Origin of the sequence: Paraburkholderia sediminicola (assembly GCF_046026895.1) — a bacterium.
GTDB lineage: Bacteria > Pseudomonadota > Gammaproteobacteria > Burkholderiales > Burkholderiaceae > Paraburkholderia > Paraburkholderia sediminicola_C.
On the sequence record NZ_JAQQEU010000103.1, the window covers coordinates 1 to 19,820 of the forward strand.

21 protein-coding genes are annotated in these 19,820 nt (G+C 65.5%); 15 read left to right on the forward strand and 6 right to left on the reverse strand.

What is annotated here, in order from left to right:
* Positions 1 to 427, reverse strand: a 427-nt coding sequence (locus PQR02_RS36270) for a hypothetical protein (RefSeq protein ID WP_408242695.1), incomplete at its 3' end; no start/stop codon positions are given.
* Between the two features lie 263 nt (positions 428 to 690).
* On the opposite strand from PQR02_RS36270, the gene PQR02_RS36275 reads away from it, so the two are divergent.
* From PQR02_RS36275 to iscX, 10 genes are all read left to right on the forward strand, one after another.
* On the forward strand, positions 691 to 924 hold the full coding sequence (locus tag PQR02_RS36275) for a hypothetical protein (protein WP_408242696.1): 234 nt from the start codon (positions 691 to 693) through the stop codon (positions 922 to 924).
* 192 nt (positions 925 to 1,116) lie between these two features.
* On the forward strand, positions 1,117 to 1,650 hold the full coding sequence (locus PQR02_RS36280) for a low molecular weight protein-tyrosine-phosphatase (RefSeq protein ID WP_408242697.1): 534 nt from the start codon (positions 1,117 to 1,119) through the stop codon (positions 1,648 to 1,650).
* A 95-nt stretch (positions 1,651 to 1,745) separates the two neighbouring features.
* Complete coding sequence (iscR, locus tag PQR02_RS36285) at positions 1,746 to 2,276, forward strand: Fe-S cluster assembly transcriptional regulator IscR (RefSeq protein ID WP_149668166.1); 531 nt, start codon at positions 1,746 to 1,748, stop codon at positions 2,274 to 2,276.
* 86 nt (positions 2,277 to 2,362) lie between these two features.
* Complete coding sequence (locus PQR02_RS36290; protein WP_408242698.1) at positions 2,363 to 3,586, forward strand: IscS subfamily cysteine desulfurase; 1,224 nt, start codon at positions 2,363 to 2,365, stop codon at positions 3,584 to 3,586.
* Positions 3,587 to 3,650: 64 nt separating this feature from the next.
* Complete coding sequence (gene iscU, locus PQR02_RS36295; RefSeq protein ID WP_408242699.1) at positions 3,651 to 4,064, forward strand: Fe-S cluster assembly scaffold IscU; 414 nt, start codon at positions 3,651 to 3,653, stop codon at positions 4,062 to 4,064.
* A gap of 148 nt (positions 4,065 to 4,212) precedes the next feature.
* The gene (iscA, locus tag PQR02_RS36300; protein ID WP_408242700.1) at positions 4,213 to 4,536 is read left to right on the forward strand and encodes an iron-sulfur cluster assembly protein IscA; all 324 of its coding nucleotides are present in this window, start codon (positions 4,213 to 4,215) and stop codon (positions 4,534 to 4,536) included.
* A gap of 136 nt (positions 4,537 to 4,672) precedes the next feature.
* A complete protein-coding gene (gene hscB, locus PQR02_RS36305; protein WP_408242701.1) occupies positions 4,673 to 5,200 on the forward strand; it encodes a Fe-S protein assembly co-chaperone HscB in 528 nt (175 codons plus the stop codon).
* A gap of 121 nt (positions 5,201 to 5,321) precedes the next feature.
* Positions 5,322 to 7,193, forward strand: coding sequence for a Fe-S protein assembly chaperone HscA (gene hscA / locus PQR02_RS36310; RefSeq protein WP_408242702.1), 1,872 nt, complete (start codon positions 5,322 to 5,324; stop codon positions 7,191 to 7,193).
* Positions 7,194 to 7,325: 132 nt separating this feature from the next.
* Positions 7,326 to 7,667, forward strand: coding sequence for an ISC system 2Fe-2S type ferredoxin (gene fdx, locus PQR02_RS36315; RefSeq protein ID WP_408242703.1), 342 nt, complete (start codon positions 7,326 to 7,328; stop codon positions 7,665 to 7,667).
* A 16-nt stretch (positions 7,668 to 7,683) separates the two neighbouring features.
* On the forward strand, positions 7,684 to 7,881 hold the full coding sequence (gene iscX / locus PQR02_RS36320) for a Fe-S cluster assembly protein IscX (RefSeq protein WP_408242704.1): 198 nt from the start codon (positions 7,684 to 7,686) through the stop codon (positions 7,879 to 7,881).
* Between the two features lie 128 nt (positions 7,882 to 8,009).
* Here iscX and PQR02_RS36325 read toward each other — a convergent pair whose 3' ends face one another.
* The 5 genes from PQR02_RS36325 to PQR02_RS36345 form a co-directional block, all read right to left on the reverse strand.
* Complete coding sequence (locus PQR02_RS36325) at positions 8,010 to 8,753, reverse strand: glycine zipper 2TM domain-containing protein (protein WP_408242705.1); 744 nt, start codon at positions 8,751 to 8,753, stop codon at positions 8,010 to 8,012.
* Positions 8,754 to 9,078: 325 nt separating this feature from the next.
* A complete protein-coding gene (gene lysS, locus PQR02_RS36330) occupies positions 9,079 to 10,620 on the reverse strand; it encodes a lysine--tRNA ligase (RefSeq protein ID WP_408242706.1) in 1,542 nt (513 codons plus the stop codon).
* 140 nt (positions 10,621 to 10,760) lie between these two features.
* A protein-coding gene (gene prfB, locus PQR02_RS36335; protein ID WP_408242707.1) for a peptide chain release factor 2 occupies positions 10,761 to 11,865 on the reverse strand; the annotation gives its coding sequence in 2 pieces (ribosomal slippage) (positions 10,761 to 11,783 and positions 11,785 to 11,865; 1,104 coding nt in all).
* Positions 11,866 to 12,020: 155 nt separating this feature from the next.
* Positions 12,021 to 13,727, reverse strand: coding sequence for a single-stranded-DNA-specific exonuclease RecJ (gene recJ / locus PQR02_RS36340; protein ID WP_408242708.1), 1,707 nt, complete (start codon positions 13,725 to 13,727; stop codon positions 12,021 to 12,023).
* Between the two features lie 28 nt (positions 13,728 to 13,755).
* Positions 13,756 to 14,907: a regulator gene (locus PQR02_RS36345; RefSeq protein ID WP_408242709.1), complete on the reverse strand. Its 1,152-nt coding sequence runs from the start codon at positions 14,905 to 14,907 to the stop codon at positions 13,756 to 13,758.
* Between the two features lie 144 nt (positions 14,908 to 15,051).
* Here PQR02_RS36345 and PQR02_RS36350 point away from each other — a divergent pair, with 144 nt between their 5' ends.
* The 5 genes from PQR02_RS36350 to PQR02_RS36370 all read left to right on the forward strand — a co-directional run.
* Positions 15,052 to 15,267 carry a hypothetical protein gene (locus PQR02_RS36350; protein WP_408242710.1) on the forward strand — a complete coding sequence of 72 codons (216 nt, stop codon included), beginning with the start codon at positions 15,052 to 15,054 and terminating at the stop codon, positions 15,265 to 15,267.
* 270 nt (positions 15,268 to 15,537) lie between these two features.
* Positions 15,538 to 16,791 (forward strand): lipoprotein-releasing ABC transporter permease subunit, encoded by a 1,254-nt coding sequence (locus tag PQR02_RS36355; protein ID WP_408242711.1) that lies wholly within the window; start codon positions 15,538 to 15,540, stop codon positions 16,789 to 16,791.
* Complete coding sequence (lolD, locus tag PQR02_RS36360) at positions 16,784 to 17,527, forward strand: lipoprotein-releasing ABC transporter ATP-binding protein LolD (RefSeq protein ID WP_408242712.1); 744 nt, start codon at positions 16,784 to 16,786, stop codon at positions 17,525 to 17,527. Before PQR02_RS36355 ends, lolD begins: the two co-directional genes overlap by 8 nt.
* A gap of 48 nt (positions 17,528 to 17,575) precedes the next feature.
* A complete protein-coding gene (locus PQR02_RS36365; RefSeq protein ID WP_408242713.1) occupies positions 17,576 to 18,364 on the forward strand; it encodes a TatD family hydrolase in 789 nt (262 codons plus the stop codon).
* Positions 18,365 to 18,476: 112 nt separating this feature from the next.
* Positions 18,477 to 19,820, forward strand: a 1,344-nt coding sequence (locus PQR02_RS36370) for a ComEC/Rec2 family competence protein (RefSeq protein ID WP_408242714.1), incomplete at its 3' end; no start/stop codon positions are given.

Sequence of the window (19,820 nt, forward strand, 5' to 3'; positions counted from 1 at the left end):
GCGGGGGGGGCGCCCCGCCCGCGGGGGGGGGGGGGCCCCCCCCCCCGGGGGGGCCGCCCCCCCCCCCGACCGCCCCCTGAGGCGGCGGCCCACCGTTCTGCGGCCCATGCCGGCCACCGTTGTCGCCGTGGTCGTCATGGCCCCGGTCGTTGCCGTTGTTCGGCCGGCCATGGTCGGGGTAGCCCCGATAACCGGGCCCCGGCCCGTAATAGCGTCCCGGGCCGCCGTAATAGCCCGGACCGGAATAATTGCTGTAACCCATATAGACGTTGGTTTGCGGCACGACCGGCCCGCCGGCGGCGTAGCCGTCGTAACCTTCATAGGTGCCGTAACCGTTGCCGTACATAGATGTGCTGTCCGGATAGACCGCGCAGCCGCCGAGCAGGCCAGCGACGACGAGGCCGGCGAGTGGTGCGAAACGTTTCATGTGAACGACCAGTGCGTGAGGATTACTTTTGTAAGACCGCTATTATCCCCATCCGTTAGCCTGGCTTTGTATGTGTTTGTAAGGAATTCTTTTTCATGCCAGCCCGCTTGCCCGTGACGCAGCGAAACCAGCTGTCGACTGTTCCACCTGAAGCAACGCTGTATCTCGTGGTAGTGGGTTTTTCCTGATTGCGAATTCCTATAGGATTTCGACTGGGCATAGTGGGCCACAAACTCCTGCGCCCCTAATTGGAAAACGACATCATGAAAAAGACAATATCGGTGTATTGGCCCCTCGCCATTGTTGTACCGCTCGCAGCGCTCGCTTATTTGCACATTGGCAATGGGGTCTCGCGCGCGTCGCAGGCGCCCCTCGATGCAGCTCAACTGACTGCGGAACTGGCGCGCGCGGTGTCGTACGGCATGATCGATGCCGCGGCGGCGCTGCCGGCTAAACCAATCCGCGCGGCCACCGCGATACCACCGGAAGCATCCTAAGGGGGCAAGCGCGGCGCGAATATGGCGAAGCGGCCCGCACGCGCCACCTGCGCATCAAACGCACGCCGGCTTCATCATCGCGCTTGAGCGCGCCGGAGCGGACTCGGACGAAATTCTGCCTCGCTTTGTATAATCGCGGCACCGTTTGCTAACCGTCGGTCTTACCCTCGCGCGAAAGCGCCCGAACTCCAGATGAAAACCGTGTCAGTCTGTTTCGTGTGCCTCGGGAACATCTGCCGTTCACCTACTGCGGAGGGTGTGATGCGTTATCTGGTCGAAGAAGCGAAGCTCGCGGAGCGCATTCTGATCGACTCCGCCGGCACGGGTGACTGGCACATCGGCTGCGCGCCCGACGAACGCGCGCAGCATGCGGCCGGACAGCGGGGCTACCAGCTGGCCGCGTTGCGCGGCCGGCAGATCGGCGCAGCTGACTTCGAGCGCTTCGACCTGCTGATCGCGATGGACGACAAGAACGTCGCCGCGCTCCGGCAGATCTGCCCGCCCCGGATGCGCGACAAGATCCGCCTGCTGATGGAGTTCGTGCCGGAAGCGGACAGCCGTTGGGGCGGAACCCGCGAAGTCGCCGATCCTTACTTCGGCGGCGCGGAAGGTTTCGAGCAGGTGCTGGATCAGTGCGAAGCCGCCTGCCGCGGGCTGATCGCCGCCTTGCGTCCGCAATTGCTAACGGTTTCAGCCGGCAACGCACCAGGCGGCGCCAGCAATTAAGCAAATGACACAAAATTGAGAGGGGTATACTTGACTAAATTGCTCATGTATTTATACTTGACCAAACTTGTCGAGAATAGCGGTTCCCACATCATATGAGACTCACCACGAAAGGCCGTTTCGCCGTCACGGCGATGATTGACCTGGCGCTGCGCCAGGAGCAGGGCCCGGTGACGCTTGCGGGTATCAGCCAGCGCCAACATATCTCCCTGTCCTATCTCGAGCAGCTGTTTGGCAAGCTGCGTCGTCACGAAATCGTCGAGTCCGTGCGCGGGCCGGGCGGCGGCTACAATCTGGCCCGCCGCGCCGAAGACGTCACGGTGGCCGACATCATCATCGCGGTCGACGAGCCGCTCGACGCCACCCAGTGCGGCGGCAAGGGCTCGTGCGAGGGCACCAAGCAGCACGACGGCCACTGTATGACGCATGAACTTTGGTCGACGCTGAACCAGAAAATGGTCGAGTACCTCGATTCGGTGTCCCTGAAGGATCTGGTCGATCAGCAGCGTTCGCGCGAAGGCGCGCCGACGGTGCTGCGCGACAGGCGCAACGAAGCGCCGCCGGTCGAACCGGTCCGCGTCGCGCCGAAAGGGCCCAATTCCGTTTTCAACATGGCCGGATCCTGAGGCGCGGCATCGAGCGGTTTTCACTGCTCGCCGCAGCCTGACAAAGAACCCAGAAGCCAGAGCATATGACGTCCCCGGAGCAATTGATGAACAACGACTCTCTCCATCTGCCCATCTACATGGACTACAGCGCCACGACCCCCGTCGATCCGCGCGTGGTGGACAAGATGATTCCGTATCTGCGCGAGCAGTTCGGCAACCCCGCATCGCGCAGCCACTCCTATGGCTGGGACGCGGAGCGCGCAGTAGAACAGGCGCGTGAGGACGTCGCCGCGCTGGTGAACGCCGACCCGCGCGAAATCATCTGGACCTCGGGCGCCACGGAGTCGGACAACCTCGCGATCAAGGGCGCGGCGCACTTCTACAAGAGCAAGGGCAAGCACATCGTCACGGTGAAGACCGAGCACAAGGCCGTGCTCGACACGTGTCGCGAACTCGAACGCGAAGGCTTCGAAGTCACGTATCTGGACGTCCAGGACGACGGTCTGATCGACCTCGAGAAGTTCAAGGCCGCATTGCGTCCGGACACGATCCTGGTGTCGGTGATGTCGGTGAACAACGAAATCGGCGTGATCCAGGACATCGAGGCGATCGGCGAAATCACCCGCGCGAAGGGCATCATTTTCCACGTCGACGCGGCGCAAGCCACCGGCAAGATCGAAATCGACCTGCAAAAGCTGAAGGTCGACCTGATGTCGTTCTCGGCGCACAAGACCTACGGTCCGAAGGGTATCGGTGCGCTGTATGTGCGTCGCAAGCCGCGTATCCGCATCGAGGCGCAGATGCACGGCGGCGGTCACGAGCGCGGCATGCGCTCGGGCACGCTGGCCACGCACCAGATCGTGGGCATGGGCGAAGCCTTCCGTATCGCGCGCGAAGAAATGGCGACGGAAAACGAGCGTGTGCGCATGCTGCGCGACCGTCTGCTGGCTGGCCTGTCGGAAATGGAAGAAGTGTATGTGAACGGCGACATGGAAAAGCGGGTGCCGCACAACCTGAACATCAGCTTCAACTTCGTCGAAGGCGAGTCACTGATCATGGCGGTGAAGGACGTGGCGGTGTCGTCGGGCTCGGCCTGTACGTCGGCGTCGCTGGAGCCGTCGTACGTGCTGCGCGCGCTGGGCCGCAACGACGAGCTCGCGCACAGCTCGATCCGCTTCACGGTGGGCCGCTTCACGACCGAGCAGGATGTCGACTACGTGATCAACCTGCTGAAGAGCAAGATTTCCAAGCTGCGCGACCTGTCGCCGCTGTGGGAAATGCACCAGGACGGGATCGATATTTCGACCATCCAGTGGGCAGCGCACTGACGCGCCGTATGGACGACGTCGAATTCATCGAATTGCAGGTTGAAACGAATCAAGGAGTGTAATCATGGCTTATAGCGACAAGGTTCTGGATCACTACGAAAACCCGCGCAACGTCGGTTCCTTCGCGAAGGACGACGATGCGGTCGGCACCGGCATGGTCGGCGCGCCGGCCTGCGGCGACGTGATGAAGCTGCAGATCCGCGTGGGCGCGGACGGCATCATCCAAGACGCCAAATTCAAGACGTATGGCTGCGGTTCGGCGATTGCGTCGAGCTCGCTCGTCACCGAATGGGTGAAGGGCAAGACGCTCGATCAGGCGATGTCGATCAAGAACACGCAGATCGCAGAAGAACTGGCGCTGCCGCCGGTGAAGATCCACTGCTCGATCCTCGCGGAAGACGCGATCAAGGCAGCGGTCGCCGACTACAAGCAGCGTCACGGCGAAGCAGTGGTCGAAGGCGAGAAGCAGCACGCCTGAGCGGCAAGTGAATGGATGCGGACGGCGCGGATCCAAAGCGCCGCCCAGCATGAGCGATATTTGATGCAGGCAGGGTGGCAGCGCGCCAGCCGTCACATGGGTGATCGACATCCGGGTGACGGCCACGCGCCGCGCAATGAGAAACGCTATGGCAATTACGTTGACCGAAAAGGCAGCACAACACGTCCAGAAGTATCTGATCCGTCGCGGCAAAGGCGTCGGACTGCGTGTCGGCGTGCGCACCACCGGTTGCTCCGGTTTGGCCTACAAGCTCGAGTACGTGGATGAACTCGCGCCCGAAGACGAAGTGTTCGAATGCAATGGCGTGAAGATCATCGTCGACCCGAAGAGCCTCGCCTATATCGACGGCACCGAACTCGACTTCGCGCGTGAAGGGCTGAACGAAGGCTTCAAGTTCAACAACCCGAACGTGAAGGACGAATGCGGCTGCGGCGAATCGTTCCGCGTGTAGATTCGAAGCTTTCCGCGTGCAGCGGATCAAAGGCGGCGCGGGCCGCCTTTTTAGTTTGATCCGCGTTTTCGAGTTTCGCGCCGCGTTTTTAGACCAGCACTCCGGTGCGCTTTCCTGAACGGACTCCTTCTATCCGATGGCCTCGCTGAAAGACAGCCACTTCGATCTGTTCCATCTGCCGGCGCAATTCGCGCTCGACGAGGCAACGCTCGACCACGCCTACCGCACGGTCCAGGCGCAAGTGCATCCGGACCGCTTCGCGGCAGCCGGCGACGCGCAAAAGCGCATTGCGATGCAATGGGCGACGCGCGCCAACGAGGCGTATCAGACGCTGCGCGACCCGCTCAGGCGCGCGCGGTATCTGCTGTCGCTGCGCGGTATCGACGTCGGCGTGGAGAACAACACGGCGATGGAGCCGGCGTTCCTGATGCAGCAGATGGAGTGGCGCGAAAGCATCGAAGACGCCGCCGCGGCGAAGAACGTCGACGCGCTCGACGCGTTGCTCACCGAACTGCGCGACGAGGAGCGCATGCGTTTCGACAAGCTCGGCGCATCGCTCGACAGCGGCGCGAATCAGGCGGCGGGCGAGGCGGTGCGGCAATTGATGTTCATCGAACGGGTGGCGTCGGAAATCGACGCGCAGATCGAGCGGCTCGAGAACTAGTGTTTTAGCGCGGCGCGCGCCGTCGGCAGGAGCCCAGCAGCCGACTGCCCGCAGCCGTAGCATTACATCCAGCAACGCGAAAAAATTCAGGACGGGGCACAGCAGCCCCGAGAAGATCCAGATGGCCTTACTGCAAATCTCCGAACCCGGCATGGCGCCGGCGCCTCACCAGCGGCGTCTGGCGGTCGGCATAGATCTCGGCACCACCAACTCCCTCGTCGCCGCCGTGCGCAGCGGCGTGCCCGACGTGCTGCCCGACGCGGACGGCCACGTGCTGCTGCCGTCGGTGGTGCGCTACCTGGAAAAGGGCGGCCGCCGCATCGGCCGCAAGGCGAAGGCCGAGGCGGCGAGCGATCCGCGCAACACGATCGTCTCGGTCAAGCGCTTCATGGGCCGGGGCAAGGCGGAAGTGGAGGGCGCCGAAAACGCGCCGTACGATTTCATCGACGCGCCGGGCATGGTGCAGATCCGCACAGTCGACGGCGTGAAGAGCCCGGTCGAAGTGTCGGCGGAAATTCTCGCGACGCTGCGCCAGCGCGCCGAAGATACGCTCGGCGACGAACTGGTCGGCGCGGTCATCACGGTGCCGGCTTATTTCGACGAAGCGCAGCGCCAGGCGACCAAGGACGCCGCGCGTCTGGCCGGTCTGAACGTGCTGCGTCTCTTGAACGAGCCGACCGCGGCCGCGATCGCCTACGGCCTCGACAACGGCTCCGAGGGTCTGTACGCGGTGTACGACCTGGGTGGCGGCACCTTCGACCTGTCGATTCTCAAGCTCACCAAGGGCGTGTTCGAAGTGCTCGCGGCGGGCGGCGACTCCGCGCTAGGCGGGGACGATTTCGATCACGCGCTGTATCGCCACGTGCTGGAGCAGGCGGGCATCGCGCGGCAATCGCTCGCAGCCGAGGACGTGCGCCTTCTGCTCGACAGCGTGCGCGAGGCCAAGGAGGCGCTGTCCGCCGCGCCTGAGGCGACCCTTGCGGCGACGCTCTCGAACGGCACCAGGCTCGATCTGACGATCACTGAAGCCACTTTCGAGGCGATCAGTCAGGCGCTGGTCCAGCGCACGCTCGGCCCGACCAGGAAGGCGCTGCGCGACGCCAAAGTGACGACGAAGGAAATCAAGGGTGTGGTGCTGGTCGGCGGTGCGACCCGCATGCCGGTGATCCGGCGCGCGGTCGAGGCGTTCTTCGGCCAGCCGCCGCTCGTCAACCTCGACCCGGATCAGGTCGTCGCGCTCGGCGCCGCGATCCAGGCCGATCTGCTCGCGGGCAACCGCGGCGCCGATGGCGACGACTGGCTGCTGCTCGACGTGATTCCGCTGTCGCTCGGCGTCGAGACGATGGGCGGGCTCACCGAGAAGATCATCCCGCGCAACTCGACCATCCCGGTCGCCCGCGCGCAGGATTTCACGACCTTCAAGGACGGCCAGACCGCGATGGCGATCCACGTCGTGCAAGGCGAGCGCGAGCTCGTCAGCGACTGCCGTTCGCTCGCTCGTTTCGAACTGCGCGGCATTCCGCCGATGGCCGCCGGCGCGGCGCGCATCCGCGTGACCTATCAGGTGGACGCCGACGGTCTGCTGTCGGTGTTCGCGCGTGAGCAGGGCTCGGGCGTGGAAGCATCGGTGGTGGTCAAGCCGTCGTACGGTCTCGCCGACGACGACATCGCCCGCATGCTCGAAGACAGCTTCTCGACCGCCGAAGTCGACATGCGCGCGCGTGCGCTGCGCGAGGCGCAGGTCGAAGCGCGGCGTCTGGTGGAAGCCACCGACGCGGCGCTCGCCGCCGACGCCGAATTGCTCGACGACAGCGAGCGCGCCGCGCTCGACACGCTGCTCACCGCGCTGCGCGACATCGCGCAAAGCGACGACGCCGATGCGATCGAAGCCGCGACCAAAGCGCTCGCCGAAGGCACCGACGAATTCGCCGCCCGCCGCATGAACAAGGGCATTCGCCGCGCGCTCGCCGGCCGCAAGCTCGACGAGATCTGAGTGTGGCGGGCGGCCGGTGCGCCGTCCATAACCTCAAGCGCGCCGTGCGGACTTAAAAAGTCCCCATGGCGCCAGTAAAATGGTGCGGAGCCCGTTGACGGCCGCCGTGCCTCAGACCGAAACGGAAAATGTATGCCTCAAATCGTTGTGCTGCCCCACGTCGAACTGTGCCCGGAAGGCGCGGTGATCGACGCCGTGCCCGGCAAGAGCATCTGCGACAACCTGCTCGATAACGGCATCGAAATCGAGCATGCGTGCGAGAAGTCCTGCGCGTGCACGACCTGTCACGTGATCGTGCGTGAGGGTTTCGCCGCCTTGACGCCGTCCGAGGAAGACGAGGACGATCTGCTGGACAAGGCATGGGGGCTCGAACCGGCCTCGCGTCTGTCGTGCCAGGCGATAGCGCCGGCAGACCAGGATCTGGTCGTCGAAATTCCGCGTTATTCGATCAATCACGCGAAGGAAAACCACTAACAAGGAGGATGCAGCCATGAAGTGGACCGACACGCAAGACATTGCGATGGCTCTGACTGACAAGCATCAGGACATCGATCCGCAGCAGGTGCGCTTCACCGACCTGCACCGCTGGGTCACCCAGCTGGACGGATTCGACGACGATCCCGACCGTTCGAACGAAAAGATCCTCGAGGCGATTCAGGCTGCATGGATTGAAGACGCGGATTACTGAAACGCGTTCTCCAGTTCCCCGCTTGCCGGCTGTGTGGCGGCAAAGAAAAAGGCGATTCCATCGGAATCGCCTTTTTAACGCCCGCGCAAAGCCGGGCTGCCTCCCTGGGCCTTCGCGTTCGCGATGGCCTACCCCGCGACCAGCGTGCCGTTTTCGACTCGCACGTGCTGGCCTTGCTGGAACGGCGGCGCTTCGTGGTACGTGAAGTAGCGCATCTTGCCGTTTTCCATCCGCACCCGCACCGAATACGACGTCGAGCTGCGGATATGCTTTTCGACCGAGTTGCCGGCCAGACCGCCGCCGAGCGCGCCGAGCAGCGTCATCGCCGTGCGGCCGCCGCCGGAGCCGAACTGATTGCCGACCACGCCGCCGGCCACCGCGCCGCCGACCGCGCCGATCCCGGTGCCGTGACCTTCCTGATGCACTGCGGAGATAGCGACGACCGTGCCGCAAGTCGAGCAGTACGCCGGGTGAGGCGCTGGCTGTTGCGCGTACTGCGGGGCTGCCTGCGCTTGCTGCTGCTGGGCGAGTTGTTGCTGTGGCGGTGCCGGTGCCGGTGCTGGCTCGGGCGGCGCGGCTCGTTGAAGTTGCTGCGGCGCCGGCTGCGCCTGTTGTTGGGCGAACTGTGGCTGCTGTGCCGCGCCATTGACAGGCGCCGCCGAATCGACGACTGGTGGTTGGCCTTGTTGTTGGGCGGTCACTTGCGCGGCCTGGGTCTGATCGGTTTGCGCGCCGGTGCCCGACGCCTTCGAGAACAGACCTGTGACAGCCGCAGTCCCGGCGAGACTCGCGATGATCACGGCGGCCGCCGCAGCCGCGATCAGCGGATGAAGACGGCGCGGCTGTGTGGTTCGGTTATCGGGATTGTCCATGTTGACCTCCGTCTCTGGCAGAGTCGACTCTATTGAGACCGAGTGTCCCGAAATTCGATCCTGGCGGCGTTTCAATTTGTAACCGCTCGCGGCAGGCCGAGCCGGCCATGCGTTGGCAACGCGCGCACGATGGCTTGCTCTCCGCAAAGTTCACAACAGCTGCTCGATGCGGCAACGCAGCCGCCCTTGCGCAGCTTTTACCGGTGGTTACAAATGGTCCGTCACCACCGGCGTCATGCAGTTTTCCGGCGCCATCTTGCACGCGCCCAAAGAAAAACGCCCGGCAGCGAGCCGGGCGTTTGCTTCGAGGCGAACCGCGTAACGATCAGTCTTCGCGGCGCAGATGCGGGAACAGAATCACGTCGCGGATGCTCGGGCTGTCGGTCAGCATCATCACCAGACGGTCGATGCCGATCCCGCAACCGCCGGCCGGCGGCATACCGTATTCGAGCGCGCGGATGTAGTCGGCGTCGTAGAACATCGCTTCTTCGTCGCCGGCGTCTTTCTGGTCGACCTGCTTCTTGAAGCGGGCGGCCTGATCTTCCGGATCGTTCAGCTCGGAGAAGCCGTTGGCGATCTCACGGCCCGTGATGAACAGCTCGAAACGCTCGGTGATGCCATCGACCTTGTCCGACGCGCGCGCGAGCGGCGACACCTCGATCGGGTAGTCGATGATGTAGGTCGGTTCCCACAATTGCGACTCGGCGGTCTCTTCGAACAGCGCCAGTTGCAGCGAGCCCACGCCCGCATTCAGGAACTGCGGCTGCGACGCGTCGACGCCGAACTTCTTCAGCTCGGTGCGCAGGAACGCGCTGTCGGCGAGCTGTTCGGTCGTGTACTGCGGCGCGTACTTCTGGATCGCCTGGGTGATGGTCAGCCGATGGAACGGCTTGGCCAGATCCAGCTCGCGGCCCTGATAGGTGATCGTGGCCGTGCCCAATGCGTCGATCGCGGCCTGGCGAATCAGCTGTTCGGTGAAATCCATCAGCCATTTGTAATCGGTGTACGCAGCGTAGAACTCGATCATCGTGAATTCCGGATTGTGGCGCACGGACACGCCCTCATTGCGGAAGTTACGGTTGATCTCGAACACACGCTCGAAGCCGCCGACCACCAGCCGCTTCAGATACAGCTCCGGCGCGATGCGCAGGAACATCTGCATGTCGAGCGCGTTGTGATGCGTGGTGAACGGCTTGGCCGCCGCGCCGCCCGGAATCGGGTGCAGCATCGGCGTTTCGACTTCCATGAACTCGGCGTCGGCCATGAACTTGCGGATCGACGAGATGGCCTTCGTGCGCGCGACAAAGGTCTTGCGCGTCTCCGGCGTGACGATCAGATCGACGTAGCGCTGGCGATACTTCATCTCCTGGTCCGACAGACCATGGAACTTGTCCGGCAGCGGACGCAGCGACTTCGACAGCAGACGCAGTTCGGTGCAGCGCACCGACAGCTCGCCCTTGTTGGTGCGGAACAGCACGCCGCGCGCCGCGACGATGTCGCCCATGTCCCACTTCTTGAAGGCGTCGTACGTTTCCTGACCGACGTCGGCGGGCGTGATGAAGAACTGGATCTGACCCGAGCCGTCGCGCACGGTTGCAAAGCTCGCCTTGCCCATCACGCGCTTGAGCATCATGCGGCCGGCGATCGCGACTTCGAGCGGATTCGCTTCGAGCGCTTCCTTGTCGGCATGCTCGTACTGTTCCTGCAGATCTTCGGCGTGGTGCGTGGGGCGGAAGTCGTTCGGATAGGCGACGCCTTGTTCACGCAACTCGCGCAGCTTTTCGCGGCGCTCGGCGATGATCTTGTTGTCGTCCAGTTCGGGCACGACAGTAGGCTGGGCCGCATTAGGCCGGGTCGGTTCAGTCATGATGATTTGGTATTCGGTGGCCCGCCGCGGAGTGCTCCGCAAGCGGGAGGCCAGTCAGTGTAAAAACCTCAGGCGGTATAAAGAAACAGCGAAGAACCAGCGAAGACGCCGCGCGGCTAGGCTGGCCGCGCCGGCTGCGCTCAAACGCCCTGTTTCAGGCTGGCGCTGATGAACGGATCGAGGTCGCCGTCGAGCACGCTCTTCGTGTTGCTGATTTCGACGTTGGTGCGCAGATCCTTGATGCGGCTGTTGTCCAGCACGTACGAGCGGATCTGATGACCCCAGCCCACATCGGTCTTGCCGGCTTCGAGCTTGTCCTGCTCGGCCTGACGCTTGCGGATTTCCGCTTCGTACAGGCGCGATTTCAGCATCGCCATTGCTTCGGCGCGGTTACGGTGCTGCGAACGGTCGTTCTGGCACTGCACGACGATGCCCGACGGCATGTGCGTGATCCGCACCGCGGAGTCGGTCTTGTTGATGTGCTGACCGCCCGCGCCGGACGCGCGGTACGTGTCGATACGCAGATCGGCCGGGTTGATGTCCACTTCGATCGAGTCGTCGACCTCCGGGTACACGAACACCGACGAGAACGACGTATGACGGCCGCCCGACGAGTCGAACGGCGACTTGCGCACGAGCCGGTGCACGCCGGTTTCGGTGCGCAGGAAGCCGTACGCGTATTCGCCCTCGATCTTGATCGTGGCGTTCTTGATGCCCGCGACGTCGCCGTCGGTCTGCTCCAGCACTTCGGTCTTGAAGCCCTTGCGTTCGCAGTAGCGCAGATACTGGCGCAGCAGCATCGACGCCCAGTCGCACGCTTCGGTGCCGCCGGCGCCGGCCTGGATGTCGAGAAACGCATTGTTCGGGTCGGCCGGGTTCGCGAACATCCGGCGGAATTCCATGTCGGCCACGCGCGACTCGAGCGCTTGCGCATCGGCTTCGCAGGCGAGCAGCGTTTCGTCGTCGCCTTCTTCACGGGCCATGTCGAACAGATCCTGCGCGTCGCGCAGGTCGTTGTGCAGCGACGTGAGCTTGCCGACCGTGTCGTCGAGCAGCTTCTTTTCCCGGCCGAGGGCCTGGGCATGCTTCGAGTCGTTCCAGACGTCCGGGTCTTCGAGTTCCCGGTTGACTTCGATTAGACGCAGTGCTTTGTCGTCGTAGTCAAAGATACCCCCGTAGGTCGGCCGCGCGGGTGCGCAGGTCCGCCAGAGAGGCTTCGATCGCGTTGAGACGTTCCGCTTCCATGTCGATCTTTTATAGCTTCGTAAAAAGGGGAAATTATAGCCGATCGGGGCGCCGCGCCGCAGGCTCATGAGCGCTCGGGCGCGTGTTTGGACTTGATTTTGTGGAGATTTTCAGCGATTGGCCGGCGCGGCGCTGCGGCTCGCCGGCCGGCCGGATCAGCTCGCCGCATGCTCCACGATCAGCTGCACTCGCGACACCCCGTTCCACGTGTCGCTCGCCAGCCGGTAAGCGACGGTGGTGCGCGCGGGCAGCGTGTCGGTGTGATTGAACCAGATCGCGTTGAAGCGCTGGCGGCCGCGCACGAGTTGCAGCTTCAGATGCTTGTCCTTGACGAGCGCTTGCGACGCGATGTCGAATTCGCCCGAAAACACCGGCGCCGGAAAGCCCTGGCCCCATACGGCCGCATCGAGCATTTCGACGAATTGCGGGGTGAAGTACGCGTCCTCGAGTTCGCCGTCGGTTTCCACGGTGCGCGACAGCGCATTCGCGGACAGCCACTCGCGGCCGACCGCTTCGAACGCGGCGCTGAAACGCGGCACGTCGGCGGCGGCGAGCGTCAGGCCCGCGGCCATCGCGTGGCCGCCGAACTTGACGATCAGGTCCGGCTCGCGCTTCGAGATCAGGTCGAGCGCGTCGCGCAGATGGAAGCCCGCGATCGAGCGGCCCGAGCCTTTGACGGTCTGGCCGCTGTCGTCGGCGAGCGCGAAGGTGAACGAGGGCCGGTGGAATTTCTCCTTCAGCCGGCCCGCGACGATCCCGATCACGCCCTGATGCCAGCCCGGATTGAACAGCGTGATGGTGGTCGCGCCGACGGGGTCGATCGTCGAGAGGTCGTCGAGCGCCTGCTGCTGCATGCCGGCTTCGATCTCGCGGCGTTCGCGGTTCATCGTGTCGAGTTGCTGCGCGAGCTCCCACGCGCGGCCGACGTCGTCGGTGGTCAGGCATTCGATCCCGAGCGACATGTCCGACAGACGCCCCGCCGCGTTCAGCCGGGGCCCGAGCGCGAAGCCGAGGTCGAAGCCCGACGCGCTGCGGGCGTCGCGCGCGGCGGCGCGAAAGAGGGCGGCGATGCCTGGCTGCATCCTGCCTTTGCGGATGCGCTGCAAACCCTGCGCGACCAGCACGCGGTTATTGCCGTCGAGCTTGACCACGTCGGCGACCGTGCCGAGCGCGACCAGGTCGAGCAGGCCGTCCAGGCGCGGCTCGGGCAATGCATCGCTAAACGCGCCGCGGCGGCGCAATTCCGCGCGCAACGCGAGCAGCACATAAAACATCACGCCGACCCCCGCGATGCACTTGCTCGGAAACGTGCAGCCCGGCTGGTTCGGATTGACGATCGCGCGGGCGGCCGGCAATTCGTCGCCCGGCAGGTGGTGATCGGTCACCAGCACGTCGATGCCGAGCGCGTTGGCCGCCGCGACGCCGTCGACGCTGGCGATGCCGTTATCGACCGTGATCAGCAGGTCGGGCTGGCCGGATGCGCCGCGCGCGGCCAGCGCGACGATCTCCGGCGTGAGGCCGTAGCCGTACTCGAAGCGGTTCGGCACCAGATAGTCGATCTGGCCGCCGAACATGCGCAGCCCGCGCACCGCGACCGCGCAGGCGGTGGCGCCGTCGCAGTCGTAGTCGGCGACCACCAGCATGCGGCGCTTGTGCTGGATCGCGTCGGCGAGCAGCGCGGCGGCGTCTTCGCAGCCCCTCAGCGCGGCGGGCGGCACGAGCCGCGCGAGGCCGGTTTCGATTTCATCGGGCAGGCACACCCCGCGCGCCGCGTACAGACGCGCGAGCACCGGATGCAGACCGTGGCGGGTGAGGATTTCGGCGTCGACCGGGGAGCAGGTGCGCGTAACGATTCGAGTCATTCGGAAAGGCCGTGGATCAGGCGATGAGTCATTCGATCAGGAGCGAGGCCAGCACGCGCCGCCGCCAGAATTTGCGCAGGTCGCCGTGCGTGACGGCGAGCGTCACCGAGCCGGTATCGCCGCACAGGGTCAGGCCGAGTTCGTCGAGCCGGCCGGATTGCAGTGCCGCCAGCGCTGGTTCGAACCAGTCGGTTTGCACGGTGGCGAACGCGTGGTTCCAGCGTGCCCAGTCCTGTTCGATGTAGGGCGCGGAGAACGGGTCGAGTTCGACTAGCGTGCTGTTCGTGTCGGCGCTCGCGAGTGCAGCGGATGAATGTCCATTTGCACCGCCTGCGCCACCTGCACGGCTGGTAAATGCGGCCAGCCCGCCGAACGACGCCGGCGGCGCGCCGGTTTCGACGCCGGCGCTCAGCGCGAGGCCGCGCGTCGCGGCGGCGTCGGACAACACGCGTGCGAACGGGCTGCGCACCGCTTGCGCCGCGCCCTGCGCGTGAAACCAGATCGAGTTGACGGCCGGCAGCCCGCGCGCCTCGCGCGCTTCGTTGACCGGATGCTCGAACCACGCCATCTGCACTTCGTTCTGCAGCTTCATCCAGGCGCGCGAACGCTCGCCGGAATGCGCTTCGTGCGGCAGCCAGATTTCGATGTTGCGGCCACTCGCGCGCAACGGCGACGCGCCCGCCAGCGTGCCGAAGCCGTCGCCCGACAGATACCAGCGCGCGGGTTTCGGCGCCTCGATGCGCACGCCGAGTTCCTGGATCAGCGGGCGGGCGACCGCCAGCAGCGCGCGGGCCTCGTCGTCGGACAGGTCGAGCGACGCGGGATCGATCAGCACCAGGTGATCGTGCGCGATGCGCACATGCACCGGCTGCACGCAGCCCCACGTCGCGCTGCCGGGCTCGCCGCCGTCGGCGCGCAGCATGTACGGGGCGAGCGGCGCTTCGTCGGTGGCTGCGGCGTCGCCCGGCAGGGCGCCGAACTGGCGGGCCACCCAGCGTTCGTGTGGCAGCGTGCGCTGAAAATCCTCGCCGACCACCCGTTCGACCAGCGTCGCGCGCGCGATCAGCCGGTCGAGGGCCGGGCTCTGGATGTCGTGAAGGGCGGTGGAGGCGTCCGCTGCGGCGGGCAGCGCGAAGGGCAGGAGCAGATGGAGACGGTTGGCGGGCATGATGCTGCGCATTGTAGGGCAAAGAGTGCGAGTATTCCGACCACAAGCTTCCCTATCGACGGCGCGCGGCGCGCCCGGCCCACCGGGCGGCCTGCCGCGCGGGACGGCGCAGCAGCCGCGCGCGGCGGCACCGCGCACATCCCGATGGAGACCGGCATGCCGCGTGAACTCAAAACCGAGCGGGAACTGCTCGAACTGGTCGTGCAGGCGCTCGATGCGAACACGGTCACGGCCGGCTGGATTCCGACCGGTTTCCACGAGACCGTCGAGGCGGATCAGGCCCGACCGCGCACCACGGGCCCGCTTCTCCGGTCCTTTCCTGTACGGCCTTTGCGCGAGGCGGCGGCATTGTATGGCAAACTTCGCGCTTGATCGGCGGCGGCATCGGCGTTGGCTGAGGCGACAACCACGGCGGCGAGGCTGCCCCAGTGCACTGCGGATCGCAGCGGCGCGCATCTTGCTGCCACACAACGCTACCCAGCGCGGCGGCACCGGAACCATCGGCGCCACGGCGACACCAACGATCACGACGCTCGGGCCGCGCGACAGATATTTCACCTCTTTCGCGCGCAGCACAAAGGTGTAGCGCAGCCACATGGCTGGGCCGAACAACGCAGCCGAAGAACGCAGAAAAGGATTCGCTTGAAATTTCCCTACGAATGGCAGATAGGCTGGCGCTACACGCGCGCCGGCAAACGCACGACCGGCAACGGCTTCATTTCGTTCATCGCGCTGGTGTCGATGTCGGGCATCGCGCTCGGCGTCGCGGCGCTGATCGTCGTGTTGTCGGTGATGAACGGCTTTCAGAAAGAGGTGCGCGACCGGATGCTGTCGGTGCTCGCGCATGTCGAAATCTTTTCGCCGACCGGGTCGATGCCCGACTGGCAACTGACGGCCAAAGAAGCGCGCCAGAACAAGCAGGTGATCGGCGCGGCGCCGTACGTTGAAGCGCAGGCGCTGCTCACGCGCCAGGACGCCGTGAGCGGCGTCGCGCTGCGCGGCGTCGAGCCGACGCTCGAGCCGGAAGTGTCCGACATCGGCAAGGAAATGAGAGGTGGCAAGCTGACCGATCTCGTGGCGGGCGACTTCGGCATCGTGCTGGGCGCGGACCTCGCCACCAATCTCGGCGTGCAGCTGAACGACAAGATCACGCTGGTCGCGCCCGAAGGCACGATCACGCCGGCCGGCATGCTGCCGCGGCTGAAGCAGTTCACGGTGGTGGGCATCTTCGAGTCGGGGCATTACGAGTACGACAGCACGCTCGCGCTGATCAACATCAAGGACGCGCAGGCGCTGTTCCGCCTGCCCGCGCCGACCGGCGTGCGGCTGCGTCTGACCGACATGCAGCGCGCGCCGGAAGTCGCGCATGAGCTTGCGCGCAGCCTGTCGGGCGATCTGTACATCCGCGACTGGACGCAGCAGAACAAGACCTGGTTCTCGGCGGTGCAGATCGAAAAGCGCATGATGTTCATCATCCTCACGCTGATCATCGCGGTAGCCGCGTTCAATCTGGTCTCGTCGCTGGTGATGACGGTGACCAACAAGCAGGCCGACATCGCGATCCTGCGCACGCTCGGCGCGCAGCCCGGCTCGATCATGAAGATCTTCGTCGTGCAGGGCGTGACGATTGGCTTCATCGGCACGGCGACCGGCGTCGCGCTCGGCTGCCTGATTGCGTGGAGCATTCCCTGGCTCGTGCCGATGATCGAGCATCTGCTCGGCGTCCAGTTCCTGCCGCCGTCGGTGTACTTCATCAGCGAACTGCCGTCGGAGCTGATTCCGGCCGACGTCGCGCGCATCGGCATCATCGCGTTCCTGATGTCGGCGGTGGCGACCCTTTACCCGAGCTGGCGCGGCGCGAAAGTCCGTCCGGCGGAGGCGCTGCGCTATGAATGACCGTTTAGCCAACCTATCCATGCCCACTCAGGACACCGCGCAGCATCCGTACGTGCTCGAAGCCACCGGCATTTCCAAATCGTTCGTGCAGGGCGGTCTGAACGTGCAGGTGCTCAACAACACGCAACTGAACGTGCGGCGCGGCGAGAAGCTGGCGATCGTCGGCGCGTCGGGCTCCGGCAAGAGCACGCTGCTGCATGTGCTCGGCGGTCTGGATGATCCGAGCGCCGGTCATGTGTCGGTGATGGGCAAGCCGTTCACGCAGCTCTCCGAGCGCGAACGCAACGACTTGCGCAATCGCGCGCTCGGTTTCGTCTACCAGTTCCATCATCTGCTGCCGGAATTTTCCGCGCTCGACAACGTCGCGATGCCACTGCGGATTCGCCGCATGACGACCGAAGCCGCGCGTCGCGAAGCGCTCCAGGTGCTGGAGCGGGTCGGCATGGGACATCGCGCGAAACATCGTCCGGGCGAGCTTTCCGGTGGCGAGCGTCAGCGTGTGGCGATCGCGCGGGCGCTGGTCACGAGGCCCGCCTGCGTGCTCGCCGACGAACCCACCGGCAACCTCGACGGGGGCACCGCCGACACCGTGTTCAACCTGATGCTCGAACTGTCGCAAACGCTCGAAACGAGCTTCGTGATCGTCACGCACGACCCGGAACTGGCCGGCCGCTGCGACCGCATCATGCGGCTGCGCGACGGCGTGCTGCACGAAGAGCCGCCGGTGCCGGTCTGACGGCAGGCCGCCGCGGGTCGCTGCGCCACTGATTTCTCGAGATACTTCATGTGGATCGATACGCACTGCCATCTCGACGCTGCGGAATTCGACGCCGACCGCGACGTGGTCGCGGCGGCGGCGCGTAGCGCGGGCGTCGCCCGGATCGTGATTCCGGCGATCGGCCGGCAGAATTTTGCAGCGGTGCGCGAGCTTGCGCACCGGGTCGACGGCGGCGCGTATGCGCTCGGGATTCATCCGCTCTTCACGCCGGGCGCCGACGAGTGCGATCTCGACCTGCTGCGCATCGAGATCGAGGCGAGTCTGGACGATCCGCGGTTCGTCGGCATCGGCGAGATCGGGCTCGACTATTTCGTCGACGGTCTCGACGATGCGCGCCAGCAATTCTTCTACAACGGTCAACTGCAACTCGCGCGCGAATTCGGCCTGCCAGTGATCTGCCATGTGCGCAAATCGCAGGATCAGGTGATCAAAGGGCTGCGGCGGCATCAGATCCATGGTGGCATCGCGCACGCGTTCAACGGTAGTTTCCAGCAGGCTCAGGCCTACATCGATCAGGGCATGCATCTGGGCTTCGGCGGCAACCTGACGTTCGAGCGCGCACGGCAAATCCGTCGGCTTGCCGAGCAGTTGCCGTTCGACGCGCTGGTCGTCGAAACCGATGCGCCGGACATCGCCCCCTCGTGGATGTACAAGCAGCGCAACTCACCGGAGCAGATCCCGGGCATCGGCGCAGGCCTCGCACAACTGCGCGGCATGAGCACCGACCAAACCGCCCTAGGCACAACGGCTAACGCGCTCGCCGCGCTGCCGCGACTCGCACTTTCCTCTGCATAATCGAACTCGATGGTCTGAGTGGTTCGCGCCGTGCGACACCCATGCCCGGCGGGCTCGCTGACGCCTGTTCGCCGGGTGCTGTGTCGTCTGGCGTTGGCTGGACGGAGGGCGAATGCGGGCAGGGTGGTGCGGGTTTGCGTTAGGCGTGATCTGGCTGCAGCGGCAGGCCGCATTGCCGGATGGGGCGGCGTGGTGCGGATTGATTGTGCTGGGCGCGGTGGCGTTTGCCGTCGCGGTTTGGGGGTTGCGCGCCGATGCGGGGGGAGTCGCGCGCCGGGGGCCGGCGGTTGCAGGGGATGCGGCGGCGTGGCGCTGGCGGCGTGAGAGGCATGTGCGGTTGCTGATCGGCTGGGCTGCGATTTCGAGCGCGCTGGCGAGGTGCTTGCGATTCGATGCGTGTGTGCGGTCGTTCGCCGGGTGGACCGCGGTGTGGTGCGCCGCAGCGTGCGCGGGCTTCGGCTACGCTGCCGTGCGCGCGGAATTGCGGCTCGCGGCGAGCTTGCCTGTTGCATGGGAGGGGCGCGACATCGAGGTCGTCGGCAGCATCAAGGGCCTGCCGACACGCGACGACGACGGCGCGCGGTTTTTGTTCGAAGTCGAGACGGCCTCGGCGCCCGTTGCTACACCGGCGACTGCGTCCGCCGCTGCGTCGTCCGTCCGTTTTCCGCGCGTAATCCAGCTGTCGTGGATCGATGCCGACGTTCCCCCGCCACGGCTCGAACCGGGCGATCGCTGGCGTTTGACCGTGCGGCTCAAACGCCCGCATGGCAACGCGAACTTCGGCGTGCGCGATGCCGAAGCAAATCTGCTCGCGCGCAATGTACGGGCTACCGGTTACGTGAGCGGCCCGGCCCGCGCGCTGCGCTTGCCGGGCCGGGCGCGTGGCCTGAGCGTGCTCGTGGACCGCTGGCGCGCCGTGCTGCGTGCGCGGATCGACGAGGTGTTGCCGGACGCGCCACATCGGGGGATTGTCGTCGCGCTGGCGATTGGCGCTCAGGACGAAGTCAGCGCCGCCGACTGGCTGCTGATGCGCGCCACCGGCACGAGTCACCTGGTGGCGATTTCGGGCTTGCATATCGGCTTCGTCGCGGGTCTGGCCAGTTGGCTGGCGAGTGCGGTGTGGCGCCGTTCCGGATGGATCGGGCGCAACTGGCCGTTGCGGTTGCCCGCGCAAATCGTCGCGGTGACGACGGGCGCCGGCATCGCCGCGCTGCATGCCGCGCTGGCCGGCTTCAATGTGCCGGCGCAGCGCGCGCTGTGGATGGCGGGCATGGTCGCGCTGGCGTTCGTCAGCGGGCGCGATCTGGCGCGCTCGGTCGTGCTGGCATGGGCGCTGGGGCTCGTGCTGCTGATCGATCCGTGGGCGGTGATGGCGGCGGGATTCTGGCTGTCGTTCTGCGCGGTGGCAGCGATTCTGTTCGCGGTGTCGGGGCGGCCGCGGGTGCGGGGGCGCTGG